Origin of the sequence: Streptomyces sp. SAI-127 (assembly GCF_029894425.1) — a bacterium.
Taxonomy (GTDB): Bacteria; Actinomycetota; Actinomycetes; order Streptomycetales; family Streptomycetaceae; genus Streptomyces.
In genome coordinates this window covers 3,489,712-3,502,124 of sequence record NZ_JARXYJ010000001.1, presented here as the reverse complement: position 1 = coordinate 3,502,124, position 12,413 = coordinate 3,489,712, and the positions used below count along the sequence as shown (strand labels likewise).

General features: G+C 68.8%; 12 protein-coding genes, 1 pseudogene and 1 riboswitch. Of the genes and pseudogenes, 7 read left to right on the top strand and 6 right to left on the bottom strand.

The genetic code is table 11. From position 1 onward, the window contains the following. Positions 1–28: 28 nt before the first annotated feature. A complete protein-coding gene (locus M2157_RS15830; RefSeq protein WP_020121116.1) occupies positions 29–247 on the top strand; it encodes an EF-hand domain-containing protein in 219 nt (72 codons plus the stop codon). Positions 248–333: 86 nt separating this feature from the next. Then, positions 334–699: pseudogene (locus M2157_RS15825) on the top strand (FCD domain-containing protein); the annotation flags it as partial. Between the two features lie 36 nt (positions 700–735). Here the strand turns inward: M2157_RS15825 and M2157_RS15820 are convergent. From M2157_RS15820 to gcvT, 6 genes are all read right to left on the bottom strand, one after another. Further along, positions 736–1,278 (bottom strand): MOSC domain-containing protein, encoded by a 543-nt coding sequence (locus tag M2157_RS15820; RefSeq protein ID WP_280865543.1) that lies wholly within the window; start codon positions 1,276–1,278, stop codon positions 736–738. 27 nt (positions 1,279–1,305) lie between these two features. Next, on the bottom strand, positions 1,306–1,863 hold the full coding sequence (locus tag M2157_RS15815) for a glycoside hydrolase family 25 protein (protein ID WP_280862466.1): 558 nt from the start codon (positions 1,861–1,863) through the stop codon (positions 1,306–1,308). 220 nt (positions 1,864–2,083) lie between these two features. Further along, positions 2,084–3,451, bottom strand: coding sequence for an L-serine ammonia-lyase (locus M2157_RS15810; protein WP_280862465.1), 1,368 nt, complete (start codon positions 3,449–3,451; stop codon positions 2,084–2,086). A 56-nt stretch (positions 3,452–3,507) separates the two neighbouring features. Then, on the bottom strand, positions 3,508–4,770 hold the full coding sequence (glyA, locus tag M2157_RS15805; RefSeq protein WP_280865542.1) for a serine hydroxymethyltransferase: 1,263 nt from the start codon (positions 4,768–4,770) through the stop codon (positions 3,508–3,510). A 14-nt stretch (positions 4,771–4,784) separates the two neighbouring features. Further along, positions 4,785–5,162, bottom strand: coding sequence for a glycine cleavage system protein GcvH (gene gcvH / locus M2157_RS15800; protein ID WP_007384830.1), 378 nt, complete (start codon positions 5,160–5,162; stop codon positions 4,785–4,787). A gap of 98 nt (positions 5,163–5,260) precedes the next feature. Then, the gene (gcvT, locus tag M2157_RS15795) at positions 5,261–6,379 is read right to left on the bottom strand and encodes a glycine cleavage system aminomethyltransferase GcvT (RefSeq protein WP_280865541.1); all 1,119 of its coding nucleotides are present in this window, start codon (positions 6,377–6,379) and stop codon (positions 5,261–5,263) included. A 158-nt stretch (positions 6,380–6,537) separates the two neighbouring features. After that, positions 6,538–6,634: riboswitch (glycine riboswitch) on the bottom strand. A gap of 169 nt (positions 6,635–6,803) precedes the next feature. Here gcvT and M2157_RS15790 point away from each other — a divergent pair. The 5 genes from M2157_RS15790 to M2157_RS15770 all read left to right on the top strand — a co-directional run bounded on the left by M2157_RS15790 (position 6,804) and on the right by M2157_RS15770 (position 12,374). Beyond that, positions 6,804–7,478, top strand: coding sequence for an AAA family ATPase (locus M2157_RS15790; protein WP_280862462.1), 675 nt, complete (start codon positions 6,804–6,806; stop codon positions 7,476–7,478). Positions 7,479–7,569: 91 nt separating this feature from the next. Then, on the top strand, positions 7,570–8,364 hold the full coding sequence (locus M2157_RS15785; RefSeq protein WP_280862461.1) for an enhanced serine sensitivity protein SseB: 795 nt from the start codon (positions 7,570–7,572) through the stop codon (positions 8,362–8,364). A gap of 111 nt (positions 8,365–8,475) precedes the next feature. Next, entirely contained in the window at positions 8,476–9,231 is a 756-nt protein-coding gene (locus tag M2157_RS15780) for an enhanced serine sensitivity protein SseB C-terminal domain-containing protein (RefSeq protein WP_176742613.1), read from the top strand. 336 nt (positions 9,232–9,567) lie between these two features. Further along, positions 9,568–10,566, top strand: coding sequence for an ABC transporter permease (locus M2157_RS15775; RefSeq protein ID WP_280862460.1), 999 nt, complete (start codon positions 9,568–9,570; stop codon positions 10,564–10,566). Positions 10,567–10,625: 59 nt separating this feature from the next. Next, a complete protein-coding gene (locus tag M2157_RS15770) occupies positions 10,626–12,374 on the top strand; it encodes an ABC transporter substrate-binding protein (RefSeq protein ID WP_280862459.1) in 1,749 nt (582 codons plus the stop codon). The last annotated feature ends 39 nt before the right edge of the window (positions 12,375–12,413 follow it).

Here is a 12,413-nt window from a genome sequence, read left to right as displayed (position 1 = left end):
CGACAGAGGCAAGAAAAGGGGCGGACCGGTGGCGCACATCGACATCGAGGAAGCACGCAAGCAGTTCGAGCGGATCGATGCGGACGGTGACGGCACCATCACCGCCGCCGAGTTCAAGTCCGCCCTGGCCCAGGGCGGCGACTGGAACGTGACCGAGTCGGTCGCCGAGGCGATCATCAAGAGCCGCGACCTGAACGGCGACAAGCTCCTGTCGTTCGACGAGTTCTGGGCCTTCCTGAACAAGTAGGCACGACGGGTCAAGGGGGCGCTCCAGCGAGCTTCGGCGAGCTTCGGTGAGCGCCCCCTTCGTCATGCCCCGCCCCGGATCCGTACTGGCCCACGCGTCTGCGCCGGGCCGCGGTCACGGACGTCTACGAGGTCCGCATGGCGGTGGAGGTCCACGCGGCCCGCCTCGCCGCGCGCCGCCGTACCCCCGAGGACGTGACGGCGATGGAACGCGCGCTGGAGGGCAGGCGGGCCGCCTCCGCATCCTGCGACGCGGCCTTCGTCGACGCGGACATCACCTTCCACGCGGCGGTGGTCGCCGCCGCGCACAACTCCGTACTCGCCGACCTGTTCAGGGAGTTCACCCCCGTCCTGCGCGAGGGCCTGATCGAGTTGCCGGCCCTGACCGCCCTGCGCGACGACGATCCCAACACCGCGGACGAGGCTCACGCGGCACTGGTCCGGGCGGTGGCGGGGAGAGGAAGCGCCGCCGTACCGGCCCCCGGGCGATCACACGATGTCGAGCGCTCGGTGCGGCCCGTCCGGCGGCTCGATCCCGACGGTGTCCCCGGGGCGCACCATCCCTCCCACCGTGACGACACCCATGATCCCGGACCTGAAGCGGACGCCCCCGTCCGGACCCCGTCCGACGACCTCCTTCAGCAGGCCCTTGCGGAAGCCGTCGATCTGCGCACACGGATTCCGCAGGCCGGTCACCTCGACGACGGCCTCGTCGCCCAGATGCAGCAGGGTCCCCACCGAGAGCCCCAGCAGGTCGACGCCCCGCGTCGTCACGTTCTCCCCGAGCTGCCCGGCCCCGACCTCGAACCCGGCCACGCGGAGCTCCTCGAACAACTCCTCGTGCATCAGATGCACCTGCCGGAGATTCGGCTGCGAGGGATCCTTCGCCATCCGGAACCGATGCTTCACCGTCGCCCCGCCGTGCACATCCCCCTCCACCCCGAACCCGGCGAGCAGCGTGATGCTCTCGCGGTTCGGCTTGGTGAAGGAGTACGTCCCGTTGCTGCTGACCGCAGCTATCTTCCCGCCCATGGGGACAGCCTACGATCAGGGCGCCGGTCAGGCGTCGGTCGCCCACTCGCGCAGGGCCGCCTTGCTCGCGAAGTCGGCGACGTTCTTGTCCACGGGGTCGTCGGTGTACTGGTGGAAGCGCCACTTGGCCTTGATGCGGGGCTTGCCGGCCGTGACGTAGTCGGCGATCCAGAGGCCGTCGCCGGCGTACGACGTGTTGTCCACGTCCAGCCAGTAGTGCCGGTTGCAGTAGAGGACGACCCGGTTGTTCGGGCGCAGCTGCTTCACCTTGCGGATGAAGCTGTCCTTCTCCGCGTTGCTCGCGTGGGTGCCGTCGCCCGTCGTCTCCCAGTCGACCGCGAGGATGTCGCCCCCCTTCTCGGGGGCGTGTTTGACGAAGTACTCGGCCTGGGCGGTGAGATTGCCGGGCCACAGGAAGTGGTAGAAGCCGACGACCAGTCCCGCCTCGCGGGCGTGCTTGGTCTGGGCGGAGAGTTTCGGGTTGGTGTAGGAACGGCCCTCCGTCGCCTTGATGAAGACGAAGGAGAGGCCCTCCGTGCTGTAGGTGGACGACTGGTAGGCGCTGACATCGATGCCACGGAGCATGTGGGGGCTCCCTGAAGGGTGGGTGGGGGACGGGAGTTGATGATGCCCCACATGGTGGCGGAGGAACCTCGGCTGCGCGCGGGCGCCGGTCCGGACGGCACGGCAACCTGCGCCGACCGCGGGACACGCCGTACTGGTCTGTCATGACCGGAATGGAGTGAATTGTCGACAAGGGGAACGTGTCGCTACTGCTCGCTCGCGCCGGCAAACATCGTCCGCCTCAGCACTCGATGATGTTCACCGCCAGCCCGCCCCGGGCCGTCTCCTTGTACTTCACGCTCATGTCGGCCCCGGTCTCCTTCATCGTCTTGATGACCTTGTCGAGGGACACCTTGTGCGAGCCGTCCCCCCGCAGGGCCATCTTCGCCGCCGTGACCGCCTTCACCGCGGCCATGCCGTTGCGCTCGATGCAGGGGATCTGGACCAGCCCGCCGACCGGGTCGCACGTCAGACCCAGGTTGTGCTCCATGCCGATCTCGGCGGCGTTCTCGACCTGTTCGGGGGAGCCGCCGAGGACCTCGGCGAGGGCGCCCGCGGCCATCGAGCAGGCCGAGCCGACCTCGCCCTGGCAGCCGACCTCCGCGCCGGAGATGGACGCGTTCTCCTTGAAGAGCATGCCGATGGCACCGGCGGCCAGCATGAAGCGGACGACACCCTCCTCGTCGGCGCCGGGCACGAAGTTCATGTAGTAGTGGAGCACCGCGGGGATGATGCCGGCGGCCCCGTTGGTCGGGGCGGTCACCACCCGGCCGCCCGCCGCGTTCTCCTCGTTCACCGCCATCGCGTACAGCGTGATCCACTCCATGGAGTGCGCCAACGGATCGCCCTCGGCGCGGAGCTGGCGCGCGGTCACCGCGGCACGGCGACGCACCCGAAGGCCGCCCGGCAGGATGCCCTCGCGGGTCATGCCACGCCGCACGCAGGCCCGCATGACCTCCCAGATCTCCAGCAGCCCGGTGCGGATCTCGTCCTCGGTGCGCCAGGCGCGTTCGTTCTCCAGCATCAGGGCGGAGATCGACAGTCCGGTCTCCTTCGTCAGCCGCAGCAGCTCGTCGCCGGTGCGGAAGGGGTACTTCAGCACCGTGTCGTCGAGCTTGATCCGGTCCGCGCCCACCGCGTCCTCGTCGACGACGAACCCGCCGCCCACCGAGTAGTACGTCTTCGACATGAGCTCGGCGCCCGAGGCGTCGTACGCCCACACCGTCATGCCGTTCGCGTGGTAGGGGAGGGTCTTGCGGCGGTGCAGGACCAGGTCGTCGTCGAAGGAGAAGGGGATCTCGCGCTCGCCGAGCAGCTTCAGGACGCCCGCGGCCTTGATCTCCGCCACCCGCTCGTCCGCGTTCTCCACGTCCACCGTGCGCGGGGAGGCCCCCTCCAGGCCGAGCAGCACCGCCTTCGGGGTGCCGTGGCCGTGACCGGTCGCGCCCAGGGAGCCGTAGAGCTCGCAGCGCACCGAGGCGACGGAGGGCAGCAGTTCCTCGTTGCGCAGGCGGCGGGCGAACATACGGGCCGCGCGCATCGGGCCGACCGTGTGGGAGCTGGACGGGCCGATGCCGATCGAGAACAGGTCGAAGACCGAGATGGCCACGGGCACTCCTTCGAAAAGGGCGGGGGCACACGTCGTCGGGTGCCCCCACCGTGGAACTACTTGTTCAGGCCGGCGTACAGCGGGTGCTTGTCGGCGAGGGCCTTCACCCGGGCCTTGAGCGACTCCACGTCGTACGACGGCTTCAGCGCCGAAGCGATGACGTCCGCGACCTCGGCGAAGTCCTCGGCCGTGAAGCCGCGGGTGGCCAGGGCGGGCGTGCCGATCCGCAGCCCCGACGTCACCATCGGCGGGCGCGGGTCGTTCGGGACGGCGTTGCGGTTGACCGTGATGCCGACCTCGTGGAGACGGTCCTCGGCCTGCCGGCCGTCCAGTTCGGACTCGCGCAGGTCGACGAGGATGAGGTGGACGTCGGTGCCGCCGGAGAGCACGTCGACCCCGGCCTCCCGGGCGTCGTCGGCCGTCAGACGCTCGGCGAGGATGCGCGCACCGTCCACCGTACGCCGCTGGCGCTCCTTGAACTCCTCCGAGGCGGCGACCTTGAAGGACACCGCCTTCGCCGCGATCACGTGCTCCAGGGGACCGCCCTGGAAGCCCGGGAAGACGGAGGAGTTCAGCTTCTTGGCGAACTCCTTCTTCGCGAGGATGATCCCGCCGCGCGGTCCGCCCAGCGTCTTGTGGGTGGTGGAGGTGACCACGTCCGCGTACTCGACGGGGTTCGGGTGCAGCCCCGCGGCCACCAGGCCCGCGAAGTGGGCCATGTCGACCCACAGATACGCCTCGACCTCGTCGGCGATCCGGCGGAACTCCGCGAAGTCCAGCTGCCGCGGGTACGCCGACCATCCGGCGATGATCACCTTGGGCCGGTGCTCCTTGGCGAGCTTCTCCAGCTCGGCCATGTCGACGAGACCCGCCTCGTCCACGTGGTACGCGACCACGTCGAACTGCTTGCCGGAGAAGTTCAGCCGCATCCCGTGGGTCAGGTGACCGCCGTGCGCCAGGTCCAGACCCAGGATCGTGTCGCCGGGCTGCGCCAGCGCGAACAGGGCGGCCTGGTTCGCGGAGGCACCTGAGTGGGGCTGCACGTTGGCGTACTCGGCGCCGAACAGCTCCTTCACACGGTCGATCGCGATCTGCTCGGCCACGTCGACGTGCTCACAGCCGCCGTAGTAGCGACGGCCGGGATAGCCCTCGGCGTACTTGTTGGTGAGGACCGAGCCCTGCGCCTCCATGACCGCGAGCGGAGCGAAGTTCTCCGACGCGATCATCTCGAGGGTGGACTGCTGACGGTCCAGCTCGGCGTCGACCGCGGCGGCGATCTCCGGGTCGAGCTCGTGCAGGGGAGTGTTCAGTGCGGACATCGGGTGCGGACTCCTCAGCCGGCGGAAAAGGCGGTGTACTCGTCGGCGGAGAGCAGGTCGGCCGGCTCCTCGGCGACGCGTACCTTGAACAGCCAGCCGCCCTCGAAGGGGGCGGAGTTCACCAGCGCCGGGTCGCTCACGACGTCCTCGTTGACCTCGGTGACCTCACCGGAGACGGGGGAGTACAGGTCGCTGACCGACTTGGTCGACTCCAGCTCGCCGCAGGTCTCGCCCGCGGTCACCGTGTCACCGACCTCCGGGAGCTGGACGAAGACGACATCGCCGAGCGCGTTGGCCGCGTGCTCGGTGATGCCGACCGTCGAGACGCCGTCCTCGGCGCCCGACAGCCACTCGTGCTCCTTGCTGTAGCGCAGCTGCTGCGGGTTGCTCATGGTCTGAATTCTCCTGTACGCGGGGGAGTGCTGATGAATGGGGGACTGCGGAAGGCGTGCGTGAGCAGCGACTCTGTGCTCAGCATCACCTACGACGGCTACTTCTGACGCTTGTAGAACGGCAGCGCCACGACCTCGTACGGCTCGTGACTGCCCCGGATGTCCACACCGACACCGGCCGTGCCCGGAGTCGCGTGCGCGGGGTCGACGTACGCCATCGCGATCGGCCTGCCCAGCGTGGGGGAGGGGGCACCGGAGGTGACCTCGCCGATCACCTCGCCGCCCGCGACGACCGCGTACCCGGCACGGGGGACACGGCGGCCCTCGGCGATCAGGCCGACGAGGACACGCGGCGGCTCGTGGTTGGCGTTCTCGGCGGCCTCGCGCAGGGCCGCGCGGCCCACGAAGTCGCCCTCCTTCTCGAACTTCACCACGCGCCCGAGACCCGCGTCGAAGGGCGTGAGGGAGGTCGACAGCTCATGCCCGTACAGCGGCATGCCCGCCTCCAGACGCAGCGTGTCCCGGCAGGACAGCCCGCAGGGGACGAGCCCGACGCCCTCGCCCGCCTTGGTCAGCGCCTGCCACAGCTCGACCGCGTGCTCCGGCTTCACGAACAGCTCGAAGCCGTCCTCACCGGTGTACCCGGTGCGGGCGATCAGCGCGGGCACCCCGGCGACCGTGCCCGGCAGACCGGCGTAGTACTTCAGGCCGTCGAGGTCGGCGTCGGTCAGGGAGGCGAGGATCCCGGGCGCCTGCGGTCCCTGTACGGCGATCAGCGCGTAGGCGTCCCGGTCGTCACGCACCTCGGCGTCGAAGCCGGCCGCGCGCTCGGTCAGCGCGTCCAGCACGACCTGGGCGTTGGAGGCGTTGGCGACCACCATGTACTCGGTCTCCGCGAGCCGGTAGACGATCAGGTCGTCCAGGATGCCGCCGTCGGCCTGGCAGATCATGGTGTAGCGGGCGCGGCCGACACCCACGGACGCGATGTTGCCGACGAGGGCGAAGTTCAGCAGCTCGGCCGCCTGCGGCCCGGCCACGGTGATCTCGCCCATGTGGGAGAGGTCGAAGAGGCCGGCCTTCGTCCGCACGGCGTTGTGCTCGTCGCGCTCGGAGCCGTAGCGCAGGGGCATGTCCCAGCCGGCGAAGTCGGTCATGGTCGCGCCCAGCGAGCGGTGCAGGGCATCGAGCGCGGTACGACGGGATTCGGTACTGCTCATCGGACGGTCGTCTCCCAAGGATCCAAGGCATGACGGGCGAGGGCGTTCCTCCCCATCTGTCATCGGAACCTGAGAGGTTCGCCCTGATCACGAAATGATCCGGGCTTGCACCGTGGGTGGGGCCGCCTTCGAGTCGGCGGCCCGCTTTTCAGATGTGCCTCGCCCGCGCGGTAACGGGGCCTGAGAGATTCAAGGGAGGGACTTGCTCCTTCGGCGCCCGGGTACACGTACCCAGGACTCTCCCGCGCGGATTCAAGCGGCCGGTATGCAGTTGGCGCGGACATCATTGCACGCCGCGCACGCGTCCGGCAGGGCCGCGTCTGTAACCAGCTTGTGGCGGTACGACTACAGAAAAGCGAGAGATCGTCCATTACCTTCTCTTTACGCTCGGTGGGGAGGGGAACCCCGACCCCGGAGGAGGACGATGACGGTGGACAGGACCACGGCGTACGCGACGACCTCGGGCATCGCGCTGCCGGATCAGCCCACGGCCCCGGCCGTCGAGCTCCGCGGCGCATGCCGCATCCCGGTCGTCCGCGACCTGCGCGACCGTGCGGGCCGCAGCCCGCACGCCCTGCTCTTCGGCCCCAAGGACCTCGTCGTCATCACCGGCCTGCCCGGCAGCGGCAAGTCCACGCTGATGAAGCGTGCGGTGGGCGGGATCCGGATCGACTCCCAGGACACCCGTGACCGCTGGGACGGCCGGCTGTCCGGCTTACTGCCGTACGCCGTCTACCGCCCCCTGGTCCGGCTCGCGCACTACGCCGGACTGCACAGCGCCCTGCGCTCCGGCGAGGGAGTCGTGGTGCACGACTGCGGCACCCAGGCCTGGGTGCGCGGCTGGCTGGCCCGCGAGGCCCGGCGGCGGGGCGGCACCCTGCATCTGCTGCTGCTCGACGTCACGGCGGACATCGCGCTGGAGGGCCAGCGCGAGCGCGGCCGGGGTGTCTCGCGGTACGCCTTTCTGCGGCACCGGGGCGCGGCCTCCCGGCTGATCAGCTCCGTGGAGCGCGGTGACCTGCCCCCGGGGTGCGGTTCGGCGGTGCTGATCGACCGGGACGCCGCGGACGTGCTGCGGCGGATCGGCTTCACGGGCTGACGCGGACGGGTTTGCCGGGCTGAGCCACCTTTCCGTCGCACCCGCTAGCCTTTCAGCCACATCAGTAGGTTCACAGCAGGCGGTCAGACAGATGGACTTCCCGGCGGATCTTCCCGCGGACTTTCCAGCACCGGCACACCCGCACCCTCATCCGCACGGCGGATGGCCCGGCAACGAACTGGAGGAGGTGCTCTCGGCCTCCCTCGGCATGCCCTCGGCGGGCGGCCGGATCATCGAGGTGCTCGGCCGCAGCTTCGTCTGGATACCCCTGCCGAACGGCGGCGGTCCGCACAGCGGCCCCCTCGACCTGCCCACCCTGGAGATCGCGGGGCAGGCCTTCGTCCCGGTCTTCAGCTCCGAGGAGCAGCTCCGCCAGGTCGTCGGCAGCCATCTGTCGTACACCATCGCCCCGGCGGTCGAGTTCGCCCGTGGCCTGCCCCCGCACGTGGGCATCGCGGTGAACCCCGACGGTGTGGTGGGCGTCCCCCTTCCGCCCGCCGCGGTCGCCGACCTCTGCCGCGTGGGCCGCACCCCGCTGGACGGCCCCAACACCGGCGGCCGGGTCAAGCTCTACGAGCCGGACTGGCAGGACGACCCGGTCGACTTCCTGGCGGCCGCGTCGGCCGAGTTCGCGGCCACGGGAGTGGTCCTCACGGCCCGCCGCTGTCTGGCCGCCATCGAAACGGCCGACCCGGTGATGTTCGTGGGCGTCGAACTCTCCCAGTGGGAGGGCGATCTGCGCACCCTCCCGATGGACGCCCTCGGCCGGGCTCTGGGGACGACTCCGGTTGCCTGGCCGGTCAACCTGGTTCTCCTGGACGTGGCGGACGACCCGGTGGGCCACTGGATGCGCGAACAGGTACGCCCCTTCTATACACGGGGCTGACGGCGCACAGGTCCCGAGCTCGTGGGCGCTTAAGCTGGTTTCATACTCGGGGCAACTTTCAAGAAGGGGCGATACAGGGTGAGCGCCACCACGACCGACCAGGTCGAGCACATGCTGCGCCAGGTGACCCCCGGGCGCTACGACGCCTACGAGGCACTGCTGCGCGCCCTGGCGACCCCGAACTCCGGCCAGATCTGGATGCTCCTGTGGCACGGCCAGGCCGGCTCCCCGGACGCCCAGTACGGAAACATGGAGGTCGACGGCTACGGCTACGCCCCCTGTGTGACCTCGGCCCAGGAGCTGAGCGCCAGCGGCTGGAACCGTTCGTACGAAGTGGTCGACGGCATCGACGTGGCCCGCACCCTCTATCCCGACCAGTACGGCCTGTGGCTCAACCCGCACGCCCCCGGCGGCGGCCTCGGCATCCCCTGGCTCGATCTGCGCCGCATCGCCACCGGCCTGGAGCGCCAGCCCGCGGGGCCGCTCAGGCTGTCGGAACCCGGCATCGAGATCCCCCAGTTCTACGCGCTGCTCGTGCAGAACGCCCACCGCACCCCGGCGGTCCGCTCACTGCGCCGCGCCTGGGTGCAGCCGGCGCTCGGGGCGCCGTATCTCGCGATCGGCCTGGACGTGTACGACACCAGCCCCTCGGCCGTGGACTCGGTGCGCGCGATGATGCAGCAGTCCATCGGCGCCGTCCCGGACGGGCTCCCGGTGTCGACCGTGGCGATGTCCGACGAGTACGACCCGGTGGCGCTGTGGATGCGCGCCGGTGCCCGTCCCTTCTACGACCGTGAGGCCCACGGATCCCCCGCGCAGGCCCCGGCGGCCGGGTACGGCTATCCGCCCGCCCGTGGTGGTTACTGAGAGCTACGGCAACCCGTTCGACTCGTTTACGTAACAGCCACATTTCTTCGCGCGTAGATAGCGGCAGATCATCACGAAGGTCGCCTATTGTGCCGTTCTGTCCCAACTAGCATGCGTCCGGGAGTCGTTACCCGTTGTTCGGATAACGGAATCCCTCGTACTGCATCACGGTTACGCATACTTTCTTCGCCAGGCCTGGCGGGTGATCGCAGCGAAGCTGAAGACTCCCCAGGCAGACGCAGGATCAGACGTTTCCTGTGAGCTGAGCAAGTCGACAAAGCCGTAATCCACGGCAGGTGTAGGCCGGTCACCACCGGCGAGAGGGGTCGGGTCACTGTGACCGCACCGATCGAGACCACCGGGGCGCAGGCCGAGGCGCAGCCGGAGGCTGTCCTCGTCGGCGCCGACAAGGGGCAGATCGAGGGCCGTTCCCTGGGGCAGATCGCCTGGTCCCGCTTCAAGAGGGACAAGGTGGCGGTCGCCGGCGGCGTGATCGTCATCCTGCTGGTCCTGCTCGCGGTGCTCTCCCGCCCCATCCAGGCCATGTTCGGCCTGGACCCGAACGCCCTGCACCAGGATCTGATCGACCCCAACACCTCGCTGCCCAAGGGCGACTTCGGCGGCATGAGCTGGGACCACCCGCTCGGCGTGGAGCCGAAGTTCGGCCGCGACATCGCCACCCGCATCCTCGAGGGCTCCTGGGTCTCGCTGGTCGTCGCCTTCGGCGCCACGATCCTGTCCAACACGATCGGCGCCGTGCTCGGCGTGGTCGCCGGCTACTACGGCGGACGCGTCGACGCGATCATCAGCCGGCTGATGGACACCTTCCTGGCGTTCCCGCTCCTGCTGTTCGCCATCGCCATCTCGGCCACGCTCCAGGGTGGTGCCTTCGGGCTCGAGGGTCTGCCGCTGCACATCAGCGTGCTGATCTTCGTGATCGGCTTCTTCAACTGGCCCTACCTGGGCCGCATCGTGCGAGGTCAGACGCTGGCCCTGCGCGAGCGGGAGTTCGTCGACGCCTCGCGCGGGATGGGGGCCAGGGGCCCCTACATCCTCTTCCGCGAGCTGCTGCCGAACCTCGTCGGCCCGATCATCGTCTACTCGACGCTGCTCATCCCGACCAACATCCTCTTCGAGGCGTCGCTGAGCTTCCTCGGCGTCGGCATCCAGCCTCCCCAGGCCTCCTGGGGAGGCATGCTCAACCAGGCCGTCGACTTCTACCAGGTCGACCCGCAGTTCATGATCGTGCCTGGTCTGGCCATCTTCGTGACCGTCCTGGCGTTCAACCTGCTCGGCGACGGTCTCCGAGACGCTCTCGACCCGCGCAGCCGCTGACCCGCGACCGCGGTGAGAGTTCACAAGATTTCCGACAATTGAAGGGGAAGCAGACCATCATGCGAAGGTCAGCGCTGGCCGCAGTGGCGGCCATCGGCAGTGCGAGCCTGTTGCTCTCGGCTTGCAGCAAGGCCGATGACAACGGTGGAGACGAGAGCAAGTCGGCCGGTGCCAACGCAGCGACCAAGGACGTCGTCAACGCCTCCACCCAGAAGGGTGGGACGGTCACGTACGAGCTCTCGGACGTGCCGGACTCCTTCGACCCCGGCAACACGTACTACGCCTACATGTACAACCTCAGCCGGCTGTACGCCCGCCCGCTGATGACCTTCAAGCCCGCCCCGGGCGAGGAGGGCAACACGCTGGTCCCGGACCTCGCCGCGAGCCCGGGCGAGCCGAGCGACGGCGGCAAGACCTGGACGTACAAGCTCCGCTCCGGCCTGAAGTACCAGGACGGCACCGCGATCACCTCGAAGGACGTCAAGTACGCCGTCGAGCGCTCCAACTTCGCGCGTGACGTGCTCTCGCTCGGCCCGAACTACTTCCAGCAGTTCATGGAGGGCGGCAAGGAGTACAAGGGCCCCTACAAGGACAAGAGCGCCGAGGGCCTGAAGTCCATCGAGACGCCGGACGACACCACGATCGTCTTCAAGCTCAACCGCGCCTTCCAGGAGTTCGACTACCTGGTCGCGACGCCGCAGACGGCGCCGGTCCCGCAGGCCAAGGACACCGGCATCGACTACATCAAGTCCATCGTGTCCTCGGGCTCCTACAAGTTCCAGAGCTACGACGAGGGCAAGCAGGCCGTCCTCGTCAAGAACGAGAACTGGGACCCGAAGACCGACCCGCTGCGCAAGCAGTACCCGGACAAGATCGTCGTCAAGCTGAAGGTCAACGCCGAGACGATCGACCAGGACGTCCAGGCCGGTGAAGCGATCGACCTCGGCGGTACCGGTGTCCAGGCCGCGACCCAGGCGAAGGTCGTCAACGACGCGAACCTGAAGGCCAATACGGACAACACCTACGGTGGCCGTCTGGTCTACATGGCGATCAACAACCAGGTCGCGCCGTTCGACAAGGTCGAGTGCCGCAAGGCCGTCGAGTACGCCGTCGACAAGGTCTCCGTGCAGACCGCCGAGGGCGGCCCGATCCGCGGTGACATCGCCACCACCGTCCTGCCGCCGGACATCCCGGGCTACCAGAAGGCGGACGTCTACGCGAGCACCGGCAACAAGGGTGACGTCGCCAAGGCCAAGGAGCAGCTGAAGGCCTGCGGCAAGTCGAGCATCAACACCAACATCTCGGCGCGCAGCGACCGTCCGCAGGAGATCGACGCGGCCACCGCGATCATCGCCTCGCTGAAGAAGGTCGGCATCAACGCCAGCCTGAAGCAGTACCCGTCGGGCAAGTACTTCACCGACTACGCGGGTGTACCGACGTTCGACAAGAAGCAGAACATCGGCCTGCACATGATGCAGTGGGGTGCCGACTGGCCGTCCGGCTACGGCTTCCTCCAGCAGATCCTGCACGGTGACGCGATCGGCGCGTCCGGCAACACCAACCTCTCGTATCTGAACGACAAGCAGATCAACGAGATGCTGGAGCAGGCCATCGCCACCGACGACGACGCCGCGCGCAACGCCCTGTACGCCCAGATCGACAAGCGTGCGATGGACCTGGCGGCGCTCGTCCCGCTGACCTACTTCAAGGTCCTGCTGTACCGCCCGACGGGCTTCACCAACCTGGTGTCCACGGCGGCCTTCAGCGGTCAGTACGACTACCTCAACATCGGCACGACCAAGAAGTAGCCCCGGAAGGCAGGTGAAGGCATTGGTGCCCGTGGGCCT

Bases quoted from the DNA above. Each gene is read 5' to 3' on its own strand.
- M2157_RS15820 (WP_280865543.1), bottom strand. From the start codon at position 1,278: ATGGGCGGGAAGATAGCTGCGGTCAGCAGCAACGGGACGTACTCCTTC.
- M2157_RS15815 (WP_280862466.1), bottom strand. From the start codon at position 1,863: ATGCTCCGTGGCATCGATGTCAGCGCCTACCAGTCGTCCACCTACAGC.
- glyA (WP_280865542.1), bottom strand. From the start codon at position 4,770: ATGTCCGCACTGAACACTCCCCTGCACGAGCTCGACCCGGAGATCGCC.
- gcvH (WP_007384830.1), bottom strand. From the start codon at position 5,162: ATGAGCAACCCGCAGCAGCTGCGCTACAGCAAGGAGCACGAGTGGCTG.
- gcvT (WP_280865541.1), bottom strand. From the start codon at position 6,379: ATGAGCAGTACCGAATCCCGTCGTACCGCGCTCGATGCCCTGCACCGC.
- M2157_RS15790 (WP_280862462.1), top strand. From the start codon at position 6,804: ATGACGGTGGACAGGACCACGGCGTACGCGACGACCTCGGGCATCGCG.
- M2157_RS15785 (WP_280862461.1), top strand. From the start codon at position 7,570: ATGGACTTCCCGGCGGATCTTCCCGCGGACTTTCCAGCACCGGCACAC.
- M2157_RS15780 (WP_176742613.1), top strand. From the start codon at position 8,476: ATGCTGCGCCAGGTGACCCCCGGGCGCTACGACGCCTACGAGGCACTG.
- M2157_RS15770 (WP_280862459.1), top strand. From the start codon at position 10,626: ATGCGAAGGTCAGCGCTGGCCGCAGTGGCGGCCATCGGCAGTGCGAGC.